The following is a 24,782-nucleotide window of genomic DNA, read 5'->3' on the forward strand; positions in this document are numbered from 1 at the left end:
CGCGGCATCCTTTCCAAATCGTAAACGAGGACATTCCCTGACCACGCCGAGTCCCCCGCCTGTTATCGTCTGGTTCCGCGACGACCTCCGTCTGTCCGATCACCCAGCCCTCCACGCCGCCGCCAAGACGGGCGCGCCGGTGATCTGCCTCTATGTGCTGGACGACGCAGCCGGACGGGCGCACGGCGGCGCGGCACGCTGGTGGCTGGCGCAATCGCTGCGCGCACTCGGCGCCGACATCGCTGCGCGCGGCGGATCGCTGGTTCTGTGCATAGGACCGGCGGCCAGGGCGATCCCGGAGGTGGCGCGAGAGAGCGGCGCCCGTGCGGTCTATTGGAATGGGATCGCTCAGGCCCCGCATGAGGCGGTCGAGAAACAGCTCGAAGCAGCGCTGGCAAAGCTCGGCGTGGACTCGCAAAGTTTTCCCGGCGACCTGTTGGTTCCGCCCTCGGCGGTCCGCAACAAGGAAGGCCGGGGCCTGCGCGTGTTCACGCCGTTCTGGCGGCGGGTGCTGTCGCTCGGCGATCCGCCAAAGCCCCTGCCAGCGCCGAAGGAGCTGCGCCCGAGTCCGAAGACTGGAGAGCTGGAAGCTTGAGCCGACCACGCCCGACTGGGCCAGTGGCCTACGCGAAACCTGGACGCCTGGTGAAGCTTCGGCAAGAGCCCGGCTGCGAGACTTCCTCAAGCACACCGCACGCACCTATGTCGGCGACCGCGACCGCCCCGATCGCGAAGGCACCTCAGGCCTCTCTGCGCACCTGAGGTTCGCCGAGCTCAGCCCGCGCCAAGTCTGGCACGCCGCGCGCTTTGCCGCTGCGGAGAATCCGGCGATCACCTCCTGATCGACTGGCGCGACGGTGAATCCTGGTTCTGGGACACGCTGGTCGACGCGGATGCCGGCAGCAATCCGGCCAACTGGCAATGGGTGGCCGGCTGCGGCGCCGACGCCGCGCCGTACTTCCGCGTGTTCAACCCGACGCTCCAGGGCGAGAAGTTCGATCCTGACGGAACCTATGTCCGGAGCTGGGTGCCGGAGCTGAGGGATGTGCCGGCGAAGCTGATCCATCAGCCCTGGCAGGCGACGCCGATCGAGCTTGCGAGTGCCGGCGTCACGCTCGGCAAGACCTATCCGCAACCGATCGTCGATCACGCCAAGGGACGCGAGCGCGCGCTCGCCGCCTACGCAAAGATCCGCAAAGGTTGAGCGTTGCTTTGACACTATTATGAAACCCGCTATCGTCATCGCTCCATTCAAACCGTGGGGGACACGATATGGACGACGATAAGCCGATCACCGAGCAGGCGATGGAGACGATCACCAGCGCCGTGGAAACGACCAAGGACGCCGCGATCACCGCCGTGAAGAAGGTGAAGAAGGCCGCCAAGAAGGTCGCGAAGAAAGTCGCGCCGAAGAAGGCAAAGAAGGCTTCCAAGAAGAAGGCCAAAAAGGCCGCCAAGAAGTCGTCGAAGAAGGCAGCCAAGAAGTCCGTGAAGAAGGCCGCCAAGAAAACTGCGAAAAAAGCCGCCAAGAAAACGGCGAAGAAGGCAGCCAAGAAGAAAAAGAAGGCCAAGCGCTGATCGCAGCGCGAGCGCGAGTCTCCGGGTGCGGTCGCGCCCGGAGATGTCTCCTCGACAGGCCCTACCCTCTCCGCTTCGACGCGCGCCGGCCCGGGTGGTGCTTTCCCTTCGGATCGCGAAACTCGCTGCGATGGCCGCGCCGGTCTTCGGCGTTGAAGCGCCGACGCTTTGCGGGTGAGCCGAATGCCTTGATCACCTTCCTCCCGTTGACCTTCTTGATGACGTAGCCACCCTCGGTCATCGAGAACGGCGCCTTCAGCGTTCCCTTGTGGTCGAACTTGGTGCCGCGGGGATGTTTGAAGGGCTCGAACCATGACGGATAGACGAAGTTCGACATCGGCAGGCCGTCGACGTCGAAGGAGTCCTCCTCCACGGCGTCGCAGACCTCATAGGCATATTGGGTATTCCGATTCTGGTCGGCCCAGAGATTGGCCATGGGGTCGAGCACCATCTCGAAGAGCTCGTGCGAGGCCGCCACGCTGACCGGCTCCTCGCCCAGTGCCTTGACGAAGATCTTCGAGATCGGCTGGCCGCGATGCGTCAGCTCATGGCGCCCGAGCATGTTCTTGTGCAAGGCATCGTCGAAATAGACCAGCTGCCAGTCGGTCGCCTTCGGCTTGCGCGTGACGTAGAGGTCGACCGGATAGCCCCACACCGGCAGAAAATGCTTGTCGTAGCACTTCTGGAGCGCCGCGGTGAGCTGGCTCATCTCGCGGTCCCTGATCGTCTTTCTGGCGTAGTTGATGCAGGCGATCCGAACCGGCTTCAGGGACCTGCCGAGCAGTGCGCGCTTTGCCTTCTTCATGGAAATCACCGTGTGAAAGGGCCGCTGAAATGCGGTCAGCCTAACACGGCGCCCCCCGCACGTCAGGGATGTATTCCGGCGGCGGGGCCTAGGTGCCGAAGCGCCGGTTGACTACGAACACGGCGGCCGCACACATCGCCATGCCGGCGATCGCCAGCGCATCGAGCTTCTCGCCGAACAGCAGATAGGCCATCAGCGCGGTCACCGCAGGCACCAGATAGAACAGGCTCGCCACCGACGTCGCCGCCGCGTGGCGGATCAACCAGTACAAGAGGCCGATCGATCCGATCGAGAGCGCGACCGCAAGCCAGCCGAGCGCTAGCACGAACTCCCGCGTCCAGTGCACGACACGGTCCTCGAACAGGAACGCGCCGGCCGTGAAGAAGATCGTGACGGCCACATATTGAACGAGATTGCCGGCGCGCCAGTCGATGTGGTTGCAGTAGCGGCGCTGATAGAGCGTGCCGAGCGTGATGCTGATCAGCGAGACCACCGAGGCGAGCCAGCCGAGTCCGGCCTCGCCGGTCATGGGGCGATTGTGCAGGATCAGCGCCACGCCGCCTAGACCGAGCAGCAGACCGCCCCACTGCACCGGTGTCACCTTCTCGCCAAGCCAGCGGTTGGCGATGGTCGAGGTCAGGATCGGCTGCAGGCCTGGAATGAGCGCGGAGAGTCCCGCCGGAATCGAATGCGCGATCGCAATCGCGGTGCCGCCGAGATAGAAGCCGTGAACGAGAATACCGGCGACTGCGCTGTGGGCGATGCCGATGCGGTCAGGCCATTTCGGGCGGGCAACGCCTGCAATGATGGTCATCAAGCCGACCACCACCGCCATGCGGATGGCAAGATAGGTCAAGGGATCGGCGTTGTTGATGACGTATTTGGTGCCGATGAAGCCGGTGCTCCAGAGCAGCACGAACAGCACCGGCGCCGCCCGCGCGGCCAGATTTTCCTGGTCCAGATTTTCCTGGTTTTGATTCATTGCCGCTCTCATTGCCCGAGCGGCGGCGGTGCGGCAATGCGAATTTCGGATGCTGCGCTGCGAGGAAGACGCGGCTCAGATCAGCCGATCACCATTCTTCCGGACAGGGATCGATGATCTTCCAGAGATCGACCCCGTTCTTGATCTTCTTCATGTCGGTGGTGAGCCCGCCATTGCGGCGGATCCAGTCCTTCACCGTATCAGGATAGTACGACATCAGGTCGGACGTCCCTTCCGCGCTGGTGATCTTCATGCCGAAGGTGAAGGCCTTGTCGTAATAGGCCTGATGGAAGCCGAGGCTCGCGCGCGGCGTCACGCAGATCTTGTTCATCGGCACGATGCCGAGCACCAGCGTGCAGGCCGAGTTGCAGATGCCGTCGATGATGACCCGCTCGCCCTTGTCGCGGACGCGCTTGTACTTGACCTTGTACTCCTCGACGTAACCGCCATGGTCACGGGTGATGTGCAGCTCCGCGCGCGCCGGCGTGGCGGCAGCGACGAAGAGCAACAGCAGGCTGAGGAGCGTGATGCGCATGGCAGCGTGACGGCGAAAACCTTGCAGGAACGGACTGGCCTCGAAGAGCCCCCAAAAAAACCCCAAGGGGCCGGCGGAAGGAATCTTTGACCGGATTCTCTTTGGCCATACTTGTGTGGGGAATTCGTTAAGCATCCCGAAAAGGCTAAAAATGGGCAGGCTTCGACCGCAGTTCCGGCAATTCTGTCACACCCACCCGGGAATCGGCTGGATTGGCCCCGATTTCCGGGCCCCGGACGGGTGCCCCGGCGGCCCGAAGTGGTTATAGATAGCAGACTTATTTGCGCGGGTTCCGGAGAATCGAGATGAGCAAGTTGAAGCTTGTAGCCGCGGTTGCTGCCCTGTCGGCCGCAATCCTAGCCCCTGGCCTTGCGGAGGCACGGGGACATCATCGGTACCACCGTTACCACGCCAACCCGCTGCCCTACCCGATCAGCTATCTGCACAATTACGGCCCGGGCATCACTCCCGGCACCTTCGCATTCTACGATGGCCCGTCGACCAACCACTGCTACCAGAGCGCGGCCGCCTATGTCGGCCAGGACGGCCGGCGGCACCCCTGCTACTGAGGGCGCCGCGGCGTGCTCCTGCGGCGGGCGGCCTAACCGACGGCCCCGACGGCAGCACCTGCTTCTCGATCTCATAGACCGGCAGCTTCGCGAGGTCCTTGCCGACCTCGCCCCGGAGCGATCTGCGTTCGTCGCACACGACGAGCCAGTCGCCCTTGCCGATCCTCGTCTTTGTTCATTGCACTGCTCGCTCTTCGAATTTAGCGAAGGATCGTCCACGATGACAAGATTACGGACGATGCCGCGCCGGCAAATTGCGCAGAATCAAGAATACCAGCGATGTCCTGCGGGGCCGTCGCAGCATTGGTCACACGCGAGAACCTACGATAATCTTGCGGAGTTGGGGTCAGGCCTGCGGCGGGCGGGCTGAAGATTTATTCATCAGCATTACATTTCGGTTCTGCCACAATTTGATCAGAACAACTTCGATATCTGTATCGCGTAAGCAGAGGAAGACATCATGAATCCAAAGATTGGCCTCGTCGCCGCATCCTTGTTCGGTGCCCTCATGGCATCGCCGGCGGCGTCCGCCATGCCCATCGGGCCTGCACCTGTGGCACCGCAGGTCTCGGACGTCGAGCAGGTCCGTATGGTCTGCGACGCCTGGGGACGCTGTTTCTGGCGGCCGAACTATTATGGCTATTACGGCGCGCCGGCGCCCTATTACGGACCCCGATATTATGGGTATGGGCCGCGCTATTATGGCCCCCGCTACTACGGGCCACGCTATCGCCGCTGGTGATTTCGAAGGGGCCCTCGAGGGCCCCTTCGCTTTTGCGAGGCCATGGCTTGTCGATGCACGATCGCGCCTACACTGAAGCGACTCCAAAACTGATCTAGATCAAAGATGAAATTCGTCGTGCCGTCATGCTGCACCGATGGCCGATCTGATTGTTTTCCGGTGCCCGCAGACGGGCATGAACGTGCAAACCCATCTCGAGAAGCAGCAGGGACACGAGGGGCGAAGCTGCGAGTCCTTCGCCTGCCCTGCCTGCACGAGGCTCCATTTCATTGACCTCGCCACCGGTCAGCCGATGAGCAAAGACCGTTGATGGTGACATCGATCTGATCGCCCCTCGTGGCATGATGTCCGCAATATTACGGCACTGAATCCTGTTTACTGAATCGTCGTGTTTCGCCATTGATGGCCATGTACCGACGTTCATTTTATTGTCACATTGCAGCATCCGGCCAGACGCATGTTCTTCGACGCTCTCGCCCCGTCCTCCGCACTCCAGTTGATCCGGTTTACCGACGTCGACGCGTTTCGACCGGCTGAGTCGCTGGAAGACGCCCGCAGCATTCCGCTCGACGTCGCCAATTTCGCAGCCGCGCGGGCGGTCGTGAACCTGCCGGCATGCAGGATCATCGTCGCAAGATCGTTTGCCCGCATCCTTGACACCGCCTACCGCGCGCCGGGCGGCATGGTGATCCTGCCGATGAGCAATGATCTGCGCGCCAGCTCGAGCGGAATGGACCTCGACTCGCGCTTCTTCATTGCCTTGCGCGGCAACCACGACTGCCATTTCGTCGAGCCCCAGATCAATCATCATGCGCTGATCATGTTCTCGCCCACGCTCAGGGATCGCGGCTGGTTCGATCGCGCCGACGCGTTGTGGGTTCGCATCGCAGACCCCGTCGCTCACCTCTACGCGCGACAGCTTGTGCAAGACATCCTCAGGACCGCATCGATCGCGCCGCGCATGTTCGCGACCACGGAAGCCGCCGCCCATCTCCAGGAGGGCCTGCTGCTCGCCTTCGATGACCTGTTTCGAACGAACCCGTTGTGGGAGCGTAGCGCCGCGAATGCAGGCGCGCGATCTGCCAGGCTCGTGCAGCGGATCGACGATTACGTCGCGGCCTATCCGACCGCCCCAATCTATACGGCCGATCTCGCTGGCGAGTTCGGCGTCTCGATCCGGACTCTCGGCGGTGCAGTAGCCAAGGTGCGCGGCATGAGCCTGCATCAATACATCCGCCTGAAGCGGTTGTGGGCCACCCGCACGCAGCTTCTCAGGAGCGGTGGCGCATCGGTCGCGTCGTGCGCGCGCGCTCAGGGCTTTCATCACCTCGGCGAGTTTGCCGCGGCTTACCGCGCGACCTTCCACGAAACGCCCTCGGACACTCTGGCGCGGGCTCGCTCGCATACGGTTGCTCCGGAACAAGTGCTCATGAACCACGTTGCCAGTGCCGGACAGTTTTGAAGCCCCCGCGCACACGCTGCGCGGGTTTTATTCACTGTCGGCAACCTTGGTTCAAAGGAAACGCATGTCCATCAGCCGCAATTTGTTGTTTCTGATTATTGGCGCGTTGGTCGTGACGGCGGGGGTACTTGGCTACAATCTCTATCAGGCGAAGAAGCAGCCTGACGGCCTCCAGATCAACGTTGGCCCCAACGGACTGAAGATCCAGGGCAAGTAGGCGAGATTTGCGGATTGAAGCGGTCAGACCTGAAGGCTCTGGCCTGACAAATGGCGCGCTCGGAAGGATTCGAACCTCCGACCCTCGGAATCGAAATCCGATGCTCTATCCAGCTGAGCTACGAGCGCCCTGATGACCCCTGGTATTGGGCCACGACCGAAGCGCCGCGGACACAGGCTGGCGGGCCAGCTGACCTGCGACGTTCGGATTGGTTCGAATTAGCAGAGAGGTCGGACAATAAAAAGCCCTCCCCGCCTTTATCGAGGCGGGGCAAAGGCGCGCTGCTACCAGGTCGTGTTGAAAAGTCCGAAATGCGGCTGCTGTGCCACCAGCATCATCGGCTGGCCGCGCTGCGGCGCCGGGCGCGCCCGAACCACCTTGCGCTTGGACTGAACCGGGGCCTGAGCCTGCGGAGCCTGGGTCTTGGGCGTGAACTGGGCGAAGGTCTCGCGCACCCGCGCCTTTGCCGACATGTCAGCCAATGGGTCCGCTTGCGCGGTCGGCTGAGGCGCCGCGACGGCAGCCGTCTTCGTCACCGGCGCGGCAATAGTCGGCTGGCTGGTGTCAAGCACCACGCGATCAGGCAGATGACGATCGGATCGGATCCGGATCAGCGGCTGGTCATAACCCGCGGTCGCAACGGACTGCGCAACCGGCGACGGCGGCCAAACGAAATCGGCCGCGAACAACAGGGCGAGCAGCGCCCCACCGACGAACATGAAATAACGAAAGATGGGCATTGGCCGCGCTCCGCCCCCCGCATCCCCGCAAGGGCTATCCGCCTTAACAGGCGATCCTATAATTGGTTCCTGGGCCCAGCCGTTTGGTTCAAATGGCAACGCCAAGATTTTTGGCCAAGGGGCAAGGACGGTAACTTTTTCGCTAGCGGAACGCGTGGCCCTTTAGGCGCGCCGCGCGGTGACCAGCGAACACATCACCTGATCGGCATTCACATTGACGAATCCGACCGGGACGCGCGCAAAGGTCTTGCGACTCTTCGTGCCGACAATATCGGCCAGCACGCGGCTGCGGTCGGTCAGATGGCTGCCGTCGCGCCGCGTGAAGGCGCAGACGATCTCGACATCCTTTACGGCATAGTCATTGTCATTTCGCACGGTAAAGGTCACCAGCGCCTTCGAGCCGAGCCCGCCGCGCCGCCAAGTCTGCGATGAGATCTTCAACCGGTCGAGCCCGGCGGCCTCCCCAGCGGAGGTATCTGAGGCGCTTGTCGGGGGAGCTGGATCGATGCTCGCCAGCGCCAAATTCGTAGGCTCGGTTTGCGCGACATTGCCTTCGGAGGGCGGCATCAGCAGCCAGACGGCACCGCCAACCACGAGCGCCGCCAGCAGCCACAACAGGCCTCGCTTGAGCCAGACGCTTGTAGTCTGGAGCCGTGGCGGGCCCTCGCCATTCCCAGCGAAGCTTCCCAGTCCGGTCCGGCCAAACCCTGCGTTCATGGGTGCGTCACTCGCCTCCTTCCTCAATCCGTGAGACGGACTAAGGTTCCCGCAACGGCGCGAATCACGGATAGGAGCCACGGTGGCGATCGTCGGTCGGGATCGCTAACATGCGCGGCAACATCGCGAAGACCCTATCGGGAGGAATTGAAATGCCAGTCGTCGTCACCTGGGATCACATCCATCTGCGCAGCCCCGATCCGGAAACGACCGCGGCCTGGCTGCGCGACATCCTCGGCGGCGAGATCGTGCGCGCGCCGGGACGCATCGACGTGAACCTCGGCGGCGCAAGAATCTTCATCGCGCCGCTGGAAGGCGAGAGCACCGTCAGCGCGCCGCCCCCACATCCCCATCAGGGCCTCGACCATTTCGGGCTCACGGTGAAAGACATCGACGCCGTCGCCGCCGAGATCAAGGCCAAGGGCGTGACGTTCACCCGCGAGCCGACCACGATCCGGCCCGGCGTCCGCATCTGCTTCATCCGCGGCCCCGAAGGCATCTCCATCGAGCTCCTCGAGCGCGACAAGAAATATACCTGACGGAGCGCCGCATCCGATATCGAAGCCGGGCGTGCTCTTGCCCGGCTAAGTCATGCTGCCGGGCATAAAGCATCGGATCGTGACGCCCATGTAGCCGTAGATCGGCCAGACCATGGTGCGTCCGACCCGGTTCGGCTCCGAGATCACGGCCTCCTCGGGCACGTCGACCCAGACGAGCTCTTGCTCCCGGCCCTCGATCACGTAGCCCAGGCGCGGGATGCGGACACGATAGTGCCCGTCCTTGCTCTCCCAATCGGAGTCCGAGATCGCCGAGCCGTCGGCATCGGAACAGCATGGCCCCTTGGCGCTGCGCAAGCCGTCGAACCAGGCTTTCAGCTCCGTACTGGTGTTGACGAACTGGCCGCGGTCGCGTGCGTGCCCGACCGGGGCAACCAGCGCGATCAGCGCCAGCGCACAAGCAAGACTTGCCGCGCTTCGCCACCGTATGGGACGGCCGATCCGCCGTCGTTGTGTTTCGCAACTCGTGGGACGCGCACTGTACAGACGCGGCTCATCGCCGCCGGATTCGATCCAGTTGCTCACGTTCGTCTTGCTCCAGCACCCCGCGGCCAGTGCAACAATGGTTTATGCATTTCGCGGGCCAACTCTGATTCGCAACGACTGGCCTCGCAACATGATGAGACCGTCATAACCGCGTCACACACAAGCTGGGACAATTACGGTTCGCGTGCCGGCATGGGACACCACCGCCGGCGAAACTGCCGCGTTGCGCGAGGGGTTGCGCTTTGGCATAAAAGCTTCACCGGTTACGCCGTTGGGCGATGGCGGCCGGCCGACGGGGCGTTATGAAGAACGGCCTCTATTCGATTCACGTGAGCCTGCTCGATGGTCGAGTCGGCAAGGGCAGCGGCGTGATTCTTTTTCGCGACGGCAAGATCCTGGGCGGCGATGCCTACCTCTATTACACCGGCAGCTACGTCGTGAAGGACGACCACACCTTCAAAGGCGAAGTGCTGGTGCAGCGGCACACCTCGCCGCGGGGCGATGACAACCCGCTGTTCGGCGGCCCAGCCCCGGTCGGCATCGGCGTCAGGCGGGACCTACACGGAGACCCGCGCGGAGATGACGGGAACGGCGCTGGTCGGCAAGGCCAGCCTGATTTTCGGCGCCACGCTGCACAAGCTCGCAGAGGCCGACTAGAGCATGATCCGGAAAAGTGTGTAGCGGTTTTCCGACAAGATCATGCTCAAACAATAGATGCTATTCGGCGGCCTGCTCCAGCGGCGCCGTGCGCGGCAGAATCATCTGGATGCGCGTCCCCTCGCCCGGCTCGGAATCGAGGTCGAGCCGCCCGCCGAGCCGGTTGGTCACGATGCTATAGACGATGTGCAGCCCGAGACCAGTACCGCCCTGATCGCGCCGCGTCGTGAAGAACGGATCGAAGGCGCGCCGGCGCACGTCGAGGCTCATGCCGCAGCCGTTGTCGGCGACGATGATCTCGACATTGTCCTTGCCGGACTCGCGCACCCTGATGTCGATGATCCCCGGACGTCCGTCCGGGAAAGCGTGCGCCACCGAATTCAGGAACAGATTGGTCAGCACCTGGCCGTACGGACCGGGATAGCTGTTCATGGTCAGGTTGGGCTGGCACTCGACGTTGAGCGTCAGGTTCTGCTTGCGCAGGCCCGGACGCAGGCTCATCACCACCTGCTCGGTGAGGTCGGCGAGGTCGAAGCTGCGCTGGTCCGAATAGTTGCGGTCGGCCGCGACCTGCTTGAACGACTGGATCAGCTCGGCTGCGCGGTTGAGATTGGAGACGAGCTGCGAGGACGCGTCGCGGCTGGTGTTGAGGTAATCGTTGAGCGTCGAGCGGCGAAGCTCGCCGCGCTCGACCTCGGCGCTGAATATCGCCGTCTTGCGCTCCAGCGCAGAGGCGACCGTGAGGCTGATGCCGACGGGATTGTTGACCTCGTGCGCGACACCGGCAACCAGGCGTCCGAGGGCTGCGAGCTTTTCCGCCTCGATCAGCGAAGCCTGGGTCTCGCGCAGATTGCGCAGCGCCGTCTCGGCGGAGTCCTTGGCCTTCCGCATCTCCTGCTCGCCGCGCTTGCGCTCGCCGATATCGAGCGCCACGGTGACGATCCGCTCGATCTCGCCCTCGGCATCCAGCAGCGGCAGCTTGTTGACCAGCCATTGCCGCATGTTGCCGGACGCGTCCTTGTACTCCTCCTCGTAGAAGCCAAGACCCTTTCTCAAGTTCAGCACGCGCTTGTCGTTCTCGTCGGTCTTGGCCGCGCCGTAGCGCGACATCAGATCGGCGGTGGTGCGGCCGAGCGCGTCGCCGGGCTCGATGCCGAAGATGCCGGCCATATAGCGGTTCATCAGCACGTAACGGAGGTCGCGGTCCTTGACGTTGATGACGGCCGGCACAGTGTCGATGACCTGCTGGAGCAGGCGGCGGCCTTCGGCGATGGCGTCTTCCGCCCGCTTCTGGTCGGTGATGTCGCGCAGCGTGCCCTCGTAGCGGACGATCCTGCCCTGCTCGTCCCGCACGCCGGTCGCGCTGTCGGAAAGCCAGAGGATGTCGCCGCTGCGCTGGCGCACCTGATATTCGAACTCACGCACCATGCCGTCGCGGTGCATCAGCCGCTGGTACTCCTCGCGTGCCGCGGGATCGACGTAGATGGTGCGGGCGATGTCGTTGATGCTGTCGATCAGGTGCTGCGGGCTGTCATAGCCCATCATCCGCGCCAGCGCCGGATTGGCGTTGAGGAGATCGCCGGCCGGTGTCGTCACGTAGATGCCGTCGACCGAGCCCTCGAACAGTTTGCGATAGCTTTCCTCGGCCAGCCGCTGCTCGGTGAGCGCCCGCACCGCCGCCTCGCGCGCCGTGTCGGCCTCCTCCAGCGCACGGCGGAACACTTCGGCCGCGCGCGCGATGTCGCCGATCTCGTTGTCGAGATCGGCCGACGGGATCGAGGTCCTTTTCTCACCGGCCGCGAGTGCCCGGATCGAGCGCGCGATCTGGGCCAGCGGACGCACCGTCCGACGCACCACGAAGCCGGCGGCGAGGATGCCGATCAACACACCCATGCTGCCGAGCACGATGCTCTGCCAGCGCGCCTCGGCAAGCGTCCGGGCAAAATCGCGCGACAGCACATGGCCGCGGCGGTCACTGACGTCACGAAGCAATTCGGTGACGCGGCCGATCAAACGGCCCTCGGTTCCCAGCACCTCGCGGTCGATATCGGCGATCTGCCGTTCGCGGACGGCGACCGCGACGAGGGCATCGGCGTAATTGTTCACGGCCGACTTCAGTCGAGCATCGGTGATATCCATCGCCCGCATGCCCTGCGCGGCCTGTTCGGCAGCCGAGGGATTGCGTGCAAGCAGCCCAAGCGCGATCCGGCTCTGCGCCTCCGACAGGCGGGCGGCGAGATCCCGGTCCCCACTTTCGGAGACCGCCGCGTCGAACTGATCGCGCAGCGGCGGCAGCCCGGCGAGCAATTGCGAACGGCGATCGATCAGGGTCGAGATCCGCTGCAGCCCGCTGCGGTAAGTCGCAAGCCGCTCGGAGACGCCGTCGATCATGTCCTGCTGCTCGGGGGCAAGATCGATACGGGTCTTCTTGAGGATGTCGCTCAGGGTCGAGGCGGCCTCGCCCACCTGCTGGAACTGGATGCCGGCGCCGGCATCGGTGACGAAGTCACGCGCGGCGAGCCGCAAATCGTTCATGCGGCGGTCGATATCTTCGGCGAGATCGCCGACGCTCTGGAGCCGCTGCAGCTCGGCGAAGGTGGCGTCGATATGCCGGATCGCGATCACGCTGGCGGTCGAGGTGACGATGATCACCGCCAGCACCAGGATGAAACTGCCGAACGTCATCTGGCCGATCGACAGCGAAAACGATCGCTTCGGCGGCGGATTCGGTGGCGTTTCGACGGGCATTGGGGCGGAACCGGACTCCATACACCCCCAATATACGCTGTATCGCCCCTCCGGGGGAACATGCCTCCGCCGGCCGGAACGGGCTGTTTTTCATGATGGTTTAGCGACGGCCGGGCGCCGGACCGGGATCGTCATGGCGGCAACGCCGAGGACGACGCAGGCCAGGCCAATCCAGGCGGTCTGGCTCAGGGTTTCCCCCAAAAAGGCGACGCTGATGGCGACCCCGATCGGGACACGGAGATAGGCCTGGGCGGTGGTGCCGACCGAGCCGAGCGTCTGGATCAGGCGGAAGTAGATCGCGAACGCCGCCGCGGTCGAGAACACCGCCAGCGCAAGCAGCGCCAGGACCGAGCTCAGCGACGGCGACAGCGTCCAGGGCTGTTCGAGCACGAGCGAGCCCGGGATCAGCACGGCCGCGCCCGCCAGCAACGAGCCGGCCGCGGGCGCCAAGGGATCGAGGCCCTTGAAGCTCCGGCCGAAGATTGCGGCGCAGGCGTAGCAGATGGTAGCAGCAACGATCGCGGCTTCCGCGACGAGGCCGCTGCCGATGTCACGGAACGCATCGACGCCGACGATCAGCAGGATGCCGGCCATACCGGTGACCACGCCGAACAGTTTTCGCGCCGTCGTGGCCTCATGGCGGGTGACGATTGCGGTGAGCAGGAAGGTGAAGATCGGTCCGGCCGAGTTGAGGATGGTGGCCAGCGATGCATCGACATGACGTTCGCCCCAGGCGATCAGGGTCCAGGGGATCACGCTGTTGAGCACGGCCTGGAAGGCGAAGCGCTGCCAGGTCGGCCCGTCCGTCGGCATCCTGACGCCCCTCGCCCACATGATCGCGAGCAGCAGCAGGCCTGCAATCGTCGTGCGCGCGGCGATCAGCGTGACCGGCGGGATGGTGGCGACGCCGAGCTTGATGAAGGTGTAGGATCCGCCCCAGAGCGTTGCGAGCGCGACCAGCAGCGCCAGCTCGACGGCGATGTTGGTATCCTGCCGGTTGTCCATCGGATGCATCCCGTCCATTCGCGATGGACGGAACCTAGCGCGTCTGCGGCCGCCAATACTTCGCTCGGTGTCGAAGTGTCCTAGCCGACCGCCCCGACCTCGAACACCTCGCCGTCATAGCCGGCTTCGCGGGGAATCCGGAGCTGACGGCCAGTGTCGGTCTTGGTCATCACAGGCATCACCGTGACGATGGACATGCCCTTGGCATGATCGAGCGCAGACTTCACGGTCGGCTGCTTCGCCAGCCGGATCAGGTTGCGCGTGGTCGGGAACGGCAGCTTGAAGCGGCCGCTGTCACCACCCTCCACTGCCTCGCGTGCCGACACCCAGATCGAGTCGGTCGACTCCCGCCCGTCATGCGCGCCGAGCTGGTCGGGCGGCGCTGCGGCCAGGAAGAACCAGGTGTCGAAGCGCTTCGGCATGCCCTCCGGCGTGATCCAGTGTGCGTAGGGCACGAGCGTGTCGAGCGCGAGTTGGAGGCCGTTGTCGGCGAGGATGCTGAGGAAGCTGATCTTGTGCTCGTTGAGCGCAACGCGATGCGCGTCGGCGATCTCGCCGGCGCGCTTTGCATCGATCGGCGTGTTCGAGCCCTTCGAACGCGCCAGCAGGATGCCGCTTTCCTCAAACGTCTCGCGGATCGCAGCGATGCGGAAGCCACGGTCGGCTTCGCTGAGGCCCTCGCCGCCCGAATAGAGGTCGGACCGCTTGACGATCTCCTGATCGCCGGCATCGACACTGCCGCCGGGAAACACCAGCGCGCCCGAGTTGAACTCGATCTGATGATGGCGGACCATCATGAAGATCTCGACTTCCTTTGCTGCGCCATCGCGCAGCAGGAGGATCGTCGAGGCCGGGCGTGATGCTGATGTCTCGGGCATTCAACTAGCCTGCGGCACTCGATTGCGGGCCGAGATTGGCGCGCTTGTCGACGCGGGCGACGCGCGACAGCAGATAGTCGACCTCCGCCTTCGCCGCCGGCGTGATGGTCGCAGCGGGCTTGCGCTGGGCGCTGGAGGCGATGATGCCGCGCTTTTGCAGCACGTGCTTGCGCACGGCAAGGCCGGCGCCCGGCTGCTGCTCGTAGCGGATCAACGGCAGATGGGCGTCGAACAGATCATGGGCGGCATCGCGCTTGCCGGCCTTGGAGAGGTTCACGACGTCGATCAATAGCTCGGGGAAGGCGTAGCCGGTCATGGCACCGTCGGCGCCGCGCTCCATTTCGAAGTCCAAAAAGAGCCCGCCATTGCCGCAGAGGATCGAGAGCGGACGGAGCGAGCCGTCCTTCTGGAAGTTGCGCAGCGTCGAGATCTTTTCGAGCCCCGGCCAATCCTCGTGCTTGAGCATCACGCAGTTCGCATTGTCGGTGACGATCTTGCGGATCACCGCGGGCGTGAAGATCACCGAGAGCGTCAGCGGATAATCCTGAAGCACCCAGGGCACATCAGGGCCGATCGCTTCGGCCGCCTGCTTGTAATAGCCGACGATCTGGTCGTCGGTGCGGAGCGAGGGCGGCGGCGCGATCATGACGCCGGCAGCGCCTGCGTCCATCGAAGCCTTCGCCAGCGAGCGCATGGTGGCAAAGCCCGGCGCGGAGACGCCGACGATCACCTGCATCTTCTTGGCGCGCTTGACGAAGCGCACCGCCACCTGCTCGGCCTCGGCGGCGTCGAGCTTCGGCGCCTCACCGAGAATGCCGAGCACTGTGACGCCGTCGCAGCCGACCTCCTCGTAGAAATCGGTCAGGCGGTCGATCGAGCGCTCGTCGATCCTTCCGTCATCGTGGAACGGCGTCGGCGCGATTGCGAAGGTGCCCTTGGCGTCGGCGGTGAGTTTCATCGGGTCTCTTGTCCTATCGTCTGTCGTGGCTAAAACCGCCGCGCGCCCATCTTGATCTGCTCCTCGGAGAAGAAGATCTCCTTGGCATGATCGGCGATGTCCCGGGCGTTCCAGCCCGTGTGCGGCGGTTTCCAGCCTTCCATTTCCATCATCCGCATTTCGCGCACGCCGCGAGGCCCGGACACGCCCAGCACCTTGCCGGTCTGGTCGCCCGACAAGTCGCTGACCATGTATAGCACGGCCGGCGCGATGCCGTCCGGCCCCAGCGCCGCCGAGGGGTTCTCCTTATAGCGGGGCAGGTCTGCGGTCATGCGGGTCAGGGCGCCCGGGGCGAGCGTCCAGATCCGGATGTTGTACTTGCGGCCCTCGATCGCCAGCACGTTGGACAGGCCCCAGATGCCGCCCTTGGCCGCGCCGTAATTGGTCTGGCCGAAATTGCCGATCAGGCCCGAGGTCGAGGAGGTGTTGACGATGACGCCGCCGCCATTTTCCCGCATCCAGCGAAATACCGGCATGGTGCAACAAAAGGTGCCCTTCAGATGCACCTTGATGACCTTGTCCCAATCGGATTCGGTCGCCTTGGCGAAGGTCTGATCGCGCAGGATGCCGGCATTGTTGACGAGGATGTCGGCGCGGCCAAAGTGCTTGATGGCGTCGTCGAACACCGACTGGCCGCCTTCCATGGTCGAGATGTCGGCGCCATTGGCGACCGCCTTGCCGCCCTCCGCCTTGATCGCGTCCACCACAAGCTGCGCCATCGACTTGTCGGCGCCGGAGCCGTCGCGGGGCCCACCGAGATCGTTGACCACGATCGAGGCCCCTTCCCGCGCGAACAGCTTTGCGTAGGCCTCACCGAGCCCGCCGCCCGCGCCGGTGATCAGCGCAACCTTGCCGTCGAGTAGTCCCATGGTGGCTTCTCCCTGTTTTTGTTTTCTCTTTACCTCGCCCCGCAAGAGCGGGGCGAGGGAGACAACGGCCGTCGCGCGTTGCTAACCCAGCACCGTCTTGCCGTTCTTGATCACGGTGACGCCGCGCGACTTCACCTTGGCTTCGAACGAGACCACGCTGCCGTCCTTCCAGAGGTCCATGGTCACGGTCTCGCCGGGATAGACCGGCGAGGAGAACCGCGCGATGTGCTGGCGGAACGCGCTTGCATCGTAGTCGGCGTAGGTCTGGAGCACGCCGCGGCAGGTGATGCCGTAGGTGCACATGCCGTGCAGGATCGGACGCGGGAAGCCGGCCTTCTTGGCGAACTCCGGATCGGAGTGCAGTGGATTGCGGTCGCCGCAGAGGCGATAGACCAGCGCCTGGTCCGGGCGCGTGGCGATGTCGATGGTTCTGTCGGGCGCGCGCGACGGAATCTGATGCGGATCGGGCTGGGTCAGGTTCGGCCCGCCAAAGCCACCATCGCCGCGGGCGAAGCGCGAGGCGACGAGCGTGGCGAGCTTCTCGCCCTTCTCGTTCTTGAGCACGGTCTGGTGGCTGATGACGACGCCCTTGTCCTTGCCCTTGTCGTAGACCTCGACAACGGAGGAGTCGGCGGTGATGTGGGCTGCGACTGGCAGCGGCTGATGAAAGGTGATGTCGCGCTCGCCGTCGACCACCATGACGCGGTTGAGGTTCATCTCGCCAGGGCCCGAACCCCACGCCGCAACGGAAGCGAAGGTCGGCACCACCTTCAGCGGCCGTGGCGTGAACGCTCCCTCGTTGACGAAGGCGAGCTCGTTCTCGTCCATGGGATCGGCGCCAAGGCCAATGCCGTAGGCGTAGAGCATGACTTCGCGATCGCTGTAGGAATATTTCTGGCCGATGTTTTTCAGGCCTTTGAGTTCTTCGTATCTGGCGGACATTTTTGCTTCCTTCCCGAATTTCTTTCAGCGGGTTGCGGCGCTCATTGATGTGCCCTCTCCCCTTGCGGGAGAGGGCTGCACGGTGCCGGCCACATATTCGTTTGGGTGAGGGGTAGCTTCCGCATCAAGAACTCTCTCCGCGGAGCGATACCCCTCATCCGGCGCTTCACGCCACCTTCCCCCACATCCGCCTTCGCCAAAGGCTTCGGCGGACATGAGGGGAGAAGGGTAAGCACCTCGTCTCAGACGGGTGTGAAGAACGGCAGCGGCGCGCCGTCGGTCGGCTTGAACACCAGCTTCACCTTCTGGCCGATCTTCAGCTTCTCGAGATCGCAGTCGACGAAATTGGTCTGCACTGACGGCCCCTCCTTCAGCGTGACGTAGCCGATCGCGTAGGGACCGGTCGGCGACTTCCGCATCAGGCTCCAGGTGTAGATCGTGCCCTCGCCCGAAGCCTCTTCCCACACTGTCTTGTCGGAGTAGCAGAACGGGCAGATCGAGCGCGGGAAGTAATGCGCTTCGCCGCAGGCGGTGCAGCGCTTGATCATGAACTTGCCCTGCTTGGCCGCGTCCCAGAATGCGGCGGTCTCGGGGTTCGTGACCGGGGCGGGATATTTCTTGGCTTCACTCATCACACGCGCTCCAGAATGGCCGTCGAGGCGGCATGGCGCACGCCCAACAGGCCGCCGGTGCCGTGAGCGATGGCGAGATCGCAATTCTTGACCTGCACCTTCGGATGCGCCTCGCCGCGCAGCTGCCTGACGGCCTCGATGATCTTGGTCATGCCGCCGCGGTTGACGGGATGGTTGCTGCAGAGCCCACCGCCGTCGGTGTTGAACGGCAGCTTGCCGACGCCCGAGATCAGATTGCCGTCGGCGACGAACTTGCCGCCCTCGCCCTTCTTGCAGAAGCCGAGGTCTTCGAGCTGCATCAAGACGGTGATGGTGAAGCTGTCATAGATCGAGGCGTATTTGATGTCCTTCGGCGTGATGCCGGCTTCCTCGAACGCGCGCGGTCCGGACCAGATTCCGGCGGAGTAAGTGAGATCGAGATCCTTGCCGCCGCGCGGGCCCTTCATCGCCTCGCCGTGGCCGATCAACTTGACCAGCGGCTTCTTCAGGCTCTTCGCGATCTCCGGCGTCGTCACGATCAGCGCGCCGCCGCCATCGGAGACGACGCAGCAATCCATGCGATGCAGCGGATCGGAGATCATCGGCGAGTTCAAGACGTCCTCGACGGTGACGACGTCCTTGAGCATCGCATGCGGATTGTATTGCGCGTGATGCGAAGCCGCGACCTTGATCCAGGCGAGCTGCTCGGACGTGGTGCCATAGTCGTGCATATGGCGCATGGCACACATGCCATAGGCATTGTGAGTGGTCGCGCCGTAAGCGGACTCGAAATCGGCTTCCGCGCCGGCCGCGCGCGGCGGCATCACGCCGGTGCGCGGCTTGCCGGCCAGCGTAATCAGCGCGATCGAGCACTTGCCTGCCGCGATCGCTTCAGCCGCGTGGCCGAGATGGATGATGTAGGAACAACCGCCGGTCTCGGTGGAATCGACGTGACGGAGCTTTTTGGTGTTCAGCCCGAGATAATCGACCATCGGCCAGGCACCGCCGGGCGCGTCGCCCGCGCAGAAATAGCCGTCGACGTCGTCCTTGGAGAGCCCGGCATCCTCGATCGCGCCCTTCGCGACCTCGGCGTGCAGCTGGGCGGTGGATTTGTCCGGCGCATGCCGGGTCGGGTGTTCGTAGATCCCGGCAATGTAGGCCTTGCCCTTGATGGTCAAAACAGAGGTCTCCGTTCGCGTTTCTTCTTGGCTCTTTTTTCTGAACCGCAGTGGCCTGATTGGCAAGCGCGGAAATATTCCGTCGGGCGAGAGGGTAGCGGGTTGGCGCAAGTGGGGCCGTCATGGAGCGCCCGTCTGCTTCCCCATGGTCATTGCGAGCGCAGCGAAGCAATCCAGGAGTTTTTCCGCGGATGCATTTCTGGATTGCTTCGCTGCGCTCGCAATGACGGGAAGAACCGTAAAGGTGTTTTGCCCGACGGCACAAGCGATTTTTCGCTTTATCGGAACAACCGGATTTATCGAAAACAACCCCATGCACAGTAGAACGGTGGTTGATTTCAAAGAAGAAATCGTAGGGTGGGCAAAGCGAAGCGTGCCCACGTCTCGCGCCCGTTTCGGCGATATGGTGGGCACGGCGCGTTGCGCCTTTGCCCACCCTACAGGACCGTCCTACTCGGCTGCGATCTGCCTTGGCGCGGGCGGCGGGCTCGCCAAATCAGCCGCGAGCTGGGCGTAGCGGGTCTTGGCGTCCGCGACTGCCTTCTCCTTGACCGGGCCGTAGCCGCGGATGCGGTCGGGAAGCGAGAGCAATTCGACCGACGTGTCGATCGTGACGGGCGACAACAGGCCGAGCACGGTCGCGACATCCTTCTCATAGCCGACGATCAGATCGCGCTCGAGCTTGCGGTCGGCGCTGCGGCCGAAGATGTCGAGCGGGGTGCCGCGCAGGAATTTGAATTTTGCGAGCACGCCGAACGCTTTCAGCATCCACGGGCCGAAGGCGCGCTTCTTCGGGCGGCCCAGCGCATCGACGCCTCGGCTGAGAATCGGCGGGGCCAGGTTGAAGCTGAACTTGAAGTCGCCCTCGAACTGGTCGCGGAGCTGCCTTTCGAAGGCGCCGTCGGTGAAGAGGCGCGCGACCTCGTACTCGTCCTTGTAGGCGAGCAGCTTTGCGTAGTTGATCGCGACCGCGCGCGGCAGCGCTTCGCCATAGGCGCCCTTCGCCGCGGCATCGCGGACCTGGTCGACCAGCTTGCGATAACGCTTTGCCAAGCGACCGTTCTGATAGGCGGTGAGATGCTTGGCACGGTGCTCGATGACTTCGTCGAGCGTCATGGCGTCCAGCGTCTTGGGTGCGGCGACCTCGTCTGTCCCCTTCAGCATATCGGCGAGACGTGCGGGGTCTGCGACCGCGAGACGGCCGAGGCGGAAGGCCTCCTTGTTCATCTTGATCGAGACGCCGTTGACTTCGATCGCCTGCTCGATCGCCTCTGCCGACAGCGGCAGCAGGCCCTTCTGATAGGCAAATCCCATCATCATCATGTTGGTAGCGATGCTGTCGCCGAGCAGCTGCTCGGCCGGCTTGGTGAAGTCGAAGAACACCGAGTCCTTGTGCAGTGCCGTCTCCAAAAGCCCGTTCAGCTTGCGGGTCTGGAAGTTGAAGTCGCGGTTGAGGACGAAATCGGCGGTCGGGATGACGTGGCTGTTGATGATGCCGCGGGTACGGGTGGTGTCGCAGAGCGAGATCGTGTCCTTGGCGACCGCGACGACCTCGTCGGCGGCGAGCACGACATCGGCGGTGCCGGTGACGATGCGCGAGCAGGTCACCTCGGCCGGATGATCTGATAGCCGGACGTGGCTGAGCACCGCGCCGCCCTTCTGCGCGAGGCCGGACATGTCGAGGATCATCGAGGCCTTGCCCTCGATATGCGCAGCCATGCCAAGCAGCGCGCCGATGGTGAGCACGCCGGTGCCGCCGACACCGCCGACCGCGATGTTGTACGGCTTGTCCAGCGTCGGGCGCGAGGCGGGCTCGGGAATCGCACCGATATCGCCGAGATCGGCCGGCGCGCGGTGGCGCGGCGCCCCGCCGTCGACGGTGACGAAGGACGGGCAGAAGCCCTTCACGCAGGAATAGTCCTTGTTGCAGGACGACTGGTTGATGGCGCGCTTGCGGCCGAACTCGGTCTCCAGCGGCTCGACCGAGATGCAGTTCGACTGCACCGAGCAGTCGCCACAGCCCTCGCAGACGGCCGGGTTGATCATGACGCGGCGCGCCGGATCCTCCATCAGGCCACGCTTTCGGCGGCGGCGCTTTTCGGCGGCGCAGGTCTGCACGAAGACGATGGCCGAGGTGCCCTTGTACTCGCGGCACATCTTCATGACGTTGTCGAGCTCGTCGCGGTGATACTTCTTCACGCCGGGAGCGATGGTATCGGCCGGATAGGCGTCGGGCGCTTCGGAGACGAGGTAGATCTCGCTGATGCCCTCGGCGTGAAGCTGGGCCATGATCTTCTGCGGCGAGAGATCGCCGTCATGACGCTGGCCGCCGGTCATGGCGACCGCGTCGTTGTAGAGGATCTTGTAGGTGATGTTCGCCTTGGAGGCGATCGCCTGGCGGATGGCAAGAATGCCCGAGTGGAAATAGGTGCCGTCACCGAGGTTCGCAAAAATGTGGTTCTCGTTGGTGAAGGGCGCGATGCCGACCCACGGCACGCCCTCGCCGCCCATATGCGTAAAGGTCTCGGTCGAGCGGTCCATCCACAGCGCCATGAAATGGCAGCCGATGCCGGCCAGCGCGCGGCTGCCTTCGGGGACCTTTGTCGATGTGTTGTGGGGACAGCCGGAGCAGAAATACGGGGTGCGGGAGACAGGCGCCGTGGGGATCATCTGGGACGCCTGGCGGCCGTTGAACCAGTCGGCCTTGGCGCGGAGCATCTCCGCGATCTCGGGATTGAGATCAAGTCGAAGGAGACGCTCGGTCAGCGAGGTCGCCAGTGACGCCACGCTCAGCTCGGCGGCGAAGGTCAGGAAGCGCTTGTCGTGCTCGTCCATCTTGCCGACGATGCGCGGGCGGACGTCGTCGCGCCAGTTGAACAGCTCCTGCTTGACCTGGTTCTCGACGATCTCGCGGCGTTCCTCGACGATGAATATCTCCTCGAGGCCGACCGCGAACTGGCGCACGCCTTCCGGCTCCAGCGGCCAGGGCATGCCGATCTTGTAGAGCCGAAGGCCGATCCTGGCGGCGACCTGCTCGGTGATCCCGAGCTCGCGCAGCGCCTGGCGAACGTCCTCATAGCTCTTGCCCGAGGCCATGATGCCGAAGCGGGCGTTCGGCGAATCCATCGTGACGCGGTTGACCTTGTTGGCGCGGGCAAAAGCGATCGCGGCAAAGCCCTTGTAGTCCTGCAAGCGCCGGTCCTGCTCGAAACGGTCGTCGGGCCAGCGCAGATTGAGCCCGCCGGGCGGCAGCTCGAAATCAGGCGGGATGATGAAGGGCTTCATCTCGTCGGTGAGGTCGATCTCGGCGGTGGTCTCCACCGTCTCCGTGATCACCTTCATGCCGACCCAGCAGCCGGAATAGCGCGACATCGCGATGCCGAGCAGGCCCATCTCGATCATCTCGTGGATGCTCGAGGGATAGAGATACGGCATCAGCGCCGAGATGAAGGCGTGGTCGGACTGATGCGGGACGGTCGAGGATTTTGCGCCATGGTCATCGCCGGCAAGACACAGCACGCCGCCGTTCTTGGCAGAGCCGGCGGCATTGCCGTGGCGGAAGACGTCGCCGCAGCGGTCGACGCCGGGGCCCTTGCCGTACCAGATGCCGACCACACCATCGTATTTGGCGCCGGGCGAGAGGTTGAGCTGCTGCGAACCCCAGATGGCGGTCGCCGCCAGATCCTCGTTCACGCCGGGCTGGAACTTGATGTTGTACTGCTCGAGATGCTTTCGCGCGGCAAAAAGCTGCTGGTCGTAACCGCCGAGCGGCGAGCCGCGATAGCCGGAGATGAAGCCTGCGGTGTTCAGGCCTGCGGCACGGTCGCGGCGAATCTGGGCCATGGGCAGGCGGACCAGCGCCTGAATGCCCGTCGTGAAGATATGGCCGGTGTCCTGGGTGTATTTTTGATCGAGACTGATCGGACCCTGGTTGATGCCCATGTCGTCCTCTTCCGCCCTTTTGAGCGTTTGGCTGCTTAAGCCGTTGCCTGCCCATTGTTTTTAGCTAGGGCGCGCCGACCACCTGCGCCACTCTATGTCGGATATTTAACGCGGCGCATCACAAATCTGGCGCTTCCGCGGCGACGGGAAAAAAACGCAATTTCGTGGCGGGAAAGGCATGGGCGATTTTCACTTTGTGTCACCATAGCCCTGCGTCGCGAAACGACGTGACGCCCGTATGATGCGACGGGGGCAGATGAGTCGCAGCAAGGGGTCGACGATGCGGAGGATTCTGGCTGGCCAGGCTCTGGTAGGTTTGGTCTTGTGCAGTGCGGTTACGAGTGCGGCGCTCGCTGCCGAGCCGTCGCCCGAGCTGATCGCCTACGGCAAGACGCTGGTCGAGGCCGGCGACTGCGCGGGCTGCCACACCGCCGATCCCGCCAAACCCTTTGCCGGCGGCAAGCGCATCGACACGCCGTTCGGCGCGATCTATGCGCCGAACCTGACGCCGGACCGCGACACCGGAATCGGCGCCTGGCAGGATGCCGATTTCACCCGCGCGGTGCGCTACGGCACCGCACCGGATGGCTCGCTCTATTACCCGGCCTTCCCCTACCCTTACTTCACCCGGATGACCAAGGACGACACGCTGGCGATCCGCGCCTATCTCGGCACGCTCGCGCCGGTCATGAGCCGCAACAAGCCGCCGGAGCTGCGCTGGCCGTTCGGTTATCGCGGCTTGATGCGGGCCTGGAACTTGCTGTTCTTCACGCCCGGCCTGTTCGAGCCGGACCAGAGCAAGAGCGCGGCGTGGAACAGAGGCGGCTATCTCGTCACCGGGCTCGGCCATTGCGGCGCTTGCCACACGCCGAAGAACTATTTCGGTGCGGACAAGACCGCGCAGGCGCTGTCGGGCGGCGACCTCGGCGGCTGGTATGCGCCGCGCCTCGATGGCGCCGCGCGCACCGGGCTGCAGTCGTGGAGTGCCGACGACATCACCGAATATCTGCAGAGCGGCCGCAACGCCAGGAGCCATGCCGGCGGGCCGATGGCCGAGGTGATCGTCAACTCGACCTCGAAGATGAGCGATGCCGATGTGCGTGCGATGGCAGCGTATCTGAAAGACATGCCGCCGGTACGGCGCGAGTCGAAGGTGACGCCGCCTGACGAGGCCGAGATGAAGACGGGTCAGGCCGTCTACGCAAAGCTCTGCATCGCCTGTCACGAAGCCGACGGCTCCGGCGCGCCGCGGATCTACCCGCCGCTGCCGGGGAATGCGCTGCTGCAATCGATCAACCCGTCCTCCACCTTGCGCATCATTCTCGACGGCGCGCACACCGTGACGACGCCGCGGGCGCCGAACACCGGCGAGATGCCGCCCTATGCCAAGCAATTGTCCGATGACGAGATCGCCGCGGTGACGAACTACATCCGCAATTCCTGGGGCAATGCCGGCCCGCTGGTGACGCCCGCGCAGGTGGCGAAGGCAAGGAAGCGAGGGGCGAATGGCGAGTAGTGAGTAGCGAATGGCCAGATCTATTCGCTATTCGCCATTCGCGCGCGAC

24 protein-coding genes, 1 tRNA gene and 3 pseudogenes are annotated in these 24,782 nt (G+C 64.2%); 10 read left to right on the forward strand and 18 right to left on the reverse strand.

Annotated features, from left to right (window positions below):
* The first annotated feature begins 91 nt into the window (after positions 1-91).
* Positions 92-1,204 (forward strand): annotated as a pseudogene (locus V1280_RS10065) (cryptochrome/photolyase family protein).
* Between the two features lie 68 nt (positions 1,205-1,272).
* Complete coding sequence (locus V1280_RS10070) at positions 1,273-1,578, forward strand: histone (RefSeq protein ID WP_334522480.1); 306 nt, start codon at positions 1,273-1,275, stop codon at positions 1,576-1,578.
* 61 nt (positions 1,579-1,639) lie between these two features.
* On the opposite strand, the gene V1280_RS10075 is transcribed toward V1280_RS10070, so the two are convergent.
* The 3 genes from V1280_RS10075 to V1280_RS10085 all read right to left on the reverse strand — a co-directional run bounded on the left by V1280_RS10075 (position 1,640) and on the right by V1280_RS10085 (position 3,900).
* The gene (locus tag V1280_RS10075) at positions 1,640-2,383 is read right to left on the reverse strand and encodes a hypothetical protein (RefSeq protein ID WP_334522483.1); all 744 of its coding nucleotides are present in this window, start codon (positions 2,381-2,383) and stop codon (positions 1,640-1,642) included.
* A gap of 88 nt (positions 2,384-2,471) precedes the next feature.
* Positions 2,472-3,365: a DMT family transporter gene (locus tag V1280_RS10080; RefSeq protein ID WP_334522486.1), complete on the reverse strand. Its 894-nt coding sequence runs from the start codon at positions 3,363-3,365 to the stop codon at positions 2,472-2,474.
* A gap of 88 nt (positions 3,366-3,453) precedes the next feature.
* Positions 3,454-3,900 (reverse strand): hypothetical protein, encoded by a 447-nt coding sequence (locus V1280_RS10085; protein ID WP_148776995.1) that lies wholly within the window; start codon positions 3,898-3,900, stop codon positions 3,454-3,456.
* A gap of 305 nt (positions 3,901-4,205) precedes the next feature.
* Between V1280_RS10085 and V1280_RS10090 the strand changes: the two genes are divergently transcribed.
* Entirely contained in the window at positions 4,206-4,469 is a 264-nt protein-coding gene (locus V1280_RS10090) for a hypothetical protein (protein WP_148776994.1), read from the forward strand.
* Between the two features lie 43 nt (positions 4,470-4,512).
* Here V1280_RS10090 and V1280_RS10095 read toward each other — a convergent pair.
* Positions 4,513-4,596 (reverse strand): annotated as a pseudogene (locus V1280_RS10095) (host attachment protein); the annotation flags it as partial.
* A 333-nt stretch (positions 4,597-4,929) separates the two neighbouring features.
* On the opposite strand from V1280_RS10095, the gene V1280_RS10100 reads away from it, so the two are divergent.
* On the forward strand, positions 4,930-5,211 hold the full coding sequence (locus tag V1280_RS10100; protein WP_334522494.1) for a hypothetical protein: 282 nt from the start codon (positions 4,930-4,932) through the stop codon (positions 5,209-5,211).
* A 94-nt stretch (positions 5,212-5,305) separates the two neighbouring features.
* Here the strand turns inward: V1280_RS10100 and V1280_RS10105 are convergent, their stop codons facing one another.
* On the reverse strand, positions 5,306-5,635 hold the full coding sequence (locus V1280_RS10105; RefSeq protein WP_334538639.1) for a hypothetical protein: 330 nt from the start codon (positions 5,633-5,635) through the stop codon (positions 5,306-5,308).
* Positions 5,636-5,668: 33 nt separating this feature from the next.
* Here V1280_RS10105 and V1280_RS10110 point away from each other — a divergent pair, with 33 nt between their 5' ends.
* Positions 5,669-6,673: an AraC family transcriptional regulator gene (locus V1280_RS10110; protein ID WP_334522497.1), complete on the forward strand. Its 1,005-nt coding sequence runs from the start codon at positions 5,669-5,671 to the stop codon at positions 6,671-6,673.
* Positions 6,674-6,737: 64 nt separating this feature from the next.
* Positions 6,738-6,890: a hypothetical protein gene (locus V1280_RS10115; RefSeq protein ID WP_187437379.1), complete on the forward strand. Its 153-nt coding sequence runs from the start codon at positions 6,738-6,740 to the stop codon at positions 6,888-6,890.
* A 51-nt stretch (positions 6,891-6,941) separates the two neighbouring features.
* Here V1280_RS10115 and V1280_RS10120 read toward each other — a convergent pair.
* From V1280_RS10120 to V1280_RS10130, 3 genes are all read right to left on the reverse strand, one after another.
* A tRNA-Arg gene (locus V1280_RS10120) sits at positions 6,942-7,018 on the reverse strand.
* Between the two features lie 156 nt (positions 7,019-7,174).
* Positions 7,175-7,630 carry a hypothetical protein gene (locus V1280_RS10125; RefSeq protein ID WP_334522501.1) on the reverse strand — a complete coding sequence of 152 codons (456 nt, stop codon included), beginning with the start codon at positions 7,628-7,630 and terminating at the stop codon, positions 7,175-7,177.
* Positions 7,631-7,792: 162 nt separating this feature from the next.
* A complete protein-coding gene (locus V1280_RS10130) occupies positions 7,793-8,347 on the reverse strand; it encodes a hypothetical protein (RefSeq protein WP_334522504.1) in 555 nt (184 codons plus the stop codon).
* Positions 8,348-8,499: 152 nt separating this feature from the next.
* Here V1280_RS10130 and V1280_RS10135 point away from each other — a divergent pair, with 152 nt between their 5' ends.
* The gene (locus tag V1280_RS10135) at positions 8,500-8,886 is read left to right on the forward strand and encodes a VOC family protein (RefSeq protein WP_334522506.1); all 387 of its coding nucleotides are present in this window, start codon (positions 8,500-8,502) and stop codon (positions 8,884-8,886) included.
* Positions 8,887-8,931: 45 nt separating this feature from the next.
* On the opposite strand, the gene V1280_RS10140 is transcribed toward V1280_RS10135, so the two are convergent.
* Positions 8,932-9,429 carry a hypothetical protein gene (locus tag V1280_RS10140; RefSeq protein ID WP_334522509.1) on the reverse strand — a complete coding sequence of 166 codons (498 nt, stop codon included), beginning with the start codon at positions 9,427-9,429 and terminating at the stop codon, positions 8,932-8,934.
* Positions 9,430-9,692: 263 nt separating this feature from the next.
* Here V1280_RS10140 and V1280_RS10145 point away from each other — a divergent pair.
* A pseudogene (locus V1280_RS10145) lies at positions 9,693-10,047 on the forward strand (GrlR family regulatory protein).
* Positions 10,048-10,107: 60 nt separating this feature from the next.
* On the opposite strand, the gene V1280_RS10150 reads toward V1280_RS10145, so the two are convergent.
* From V1280_RS10150 to V1280_RS10185, 8 genes are all read right to left on the reverse strand, one after another.
* Entirely contained in the window at positions 10,108-12,795 is a 2,688-nt protein-coding gene (locus V1280_RS10150; RefSeq protein WP_334522512.1) for a PAS domain S-box protein, read from the reverse strand.
* A 90-nt stretch (positions 12,796-12,885) separates the two neighbouring features.
* A complete protein-coding gene (locus V1280_RS10155; RefSeq protein WP_334522515.1) occupies positions 12,886-13,800 on the reverse strand; it encodes a DMT family transporter in 915 nt (304 codons plus the stop codon).
* Between the two features lie 80 nt (positions 13,801-13,880).
* The gene (locus tag V1280_RS10160) at positions 13,881-14,678 is read right to left on the reverse strand and encodes an NUDIX hydrolase (protein WP_334522518.1); all 798 of its coding nucleotides are present in this window, start codon (positions 14,676-14,678) and stop codon (positions 13,881-13,883) included.
* Between the two features lie 4 nt (positions 14,679-14,682).
* On the reverse strand, positions 14,683-15,636 hold the full coding sequence (locus V1280_RS10165) for a dihydrodipicolinate synthase family protein (protein WP_334522521.1): 954 nt from the start codon (positions 15,634-15,636) through the stop codon (positions 14,683-14,685).
* 29 nt (positions 15,637-15,665) lie between these two features.
* Complete coding sequence (locus tag V1280_RS10170) at positions 15,666-16,544, reverse strand: SDR family oxidoreductase (protein ID WP_334522524.1); 879 nt, start codon at positions 16,542-16,544, stop codon at positions 15,666-15,668.
* An 81-nt stretch (positions 16,545-16,625) separates the two neighbouring features.
* Positions 16,626-17,486, reverse strand: a complete 861-nt coding sequence (locus V1280_RS10175; protein WP_334522527.1) for a MaoC family dehydratase — start codon at positions 17,484-17,486, stop codon at positions 16,626-16,628.
* 242 nt (positions 17,487-17,728) lie between these two features.
* A complete protein-coding gene (locus V1280_RS10180; protein ID WP_334522531.1) occupies positions 17,729-18,118 on the reverse strand; it encodes a Zn-ribbon domain-containing OB-fold protein in 390 nt (129 codons plus the stop codon).
* On the reverse strand, positions 18,118-19,275 hold the full coding sequence (locus V1280_RS10185; protein WP_253571758.1) for a thiolase domain-containing protein: 1,158 nt from the start codon (positions 19,273-19,275) through the stop codon (positions 18,118-18,120). The genes V1280_RS10180 and V1280_RS10185 overlap by 1 nt, the downstream gene beginning before the upstream one ends.
* Between V1280_RS10185 and V1280_RS10190 the strand changes: the two genes are divergently transcribed.
* Positions 19,265-19,792, forward strand: a complete 528-nt coding sequence (locus V1280_RS10190) for a hypothetical protein (RefSeq protein WP_334522536.1) — start codon at positions 19,265-19,267, stop codon at positions 19,790-19,792. The genes V1280_RS10185 and V1280_RS10190 overlap by 11 nt on opposite strands.
* Here V1280_RS10190 and V1280_RS10195 read toward each other — a convergent pair.
* Positions 19,726-23,217, reverse strand: a complete 3,492-nt coding sequence (locus tag V1280_RS10195; protein ID WP_334522539.1) for an indolepyruvate ferredoxin oxidoreductase family protein — start codon at positions 23,215-23,217, stop codon at positions 19,726-19,728. The genes V1280_RS10190 and V1280_RS10195 overlap by 67 nt on opposite strands.
* 280 nt (positions 23,218-23,497) lie before the next feature.
* On the opposite strand from V1280_RS10195, the gene V1280_RS10200 reads away from it, so the two are divergent.
* Positions 23,498-24,733 (forward strand): c-type cytochrome, encoded by a 1,236-nt coding sequence (locus V1280_RS10200; RefSeq protein WP_334522542.1) that lies wholly within the window; start codon positions 23,498-23,500, stop codon positions 24,731-24,733.
* The last annotated feature ends 49 nt before the right edge of the window (positions 24,734-24,782 follow it).

Source organism: Bradyrhizobium sp. AZCC 2230, assembly GCF_036924495.1.
Lineage (GTDB): Bacteria > Pseudomonadota > Alphaproteobacteria > Rhizobiales > Xanthobacteraceae > Bradyrhizobium > Bradyrhizobium rifense.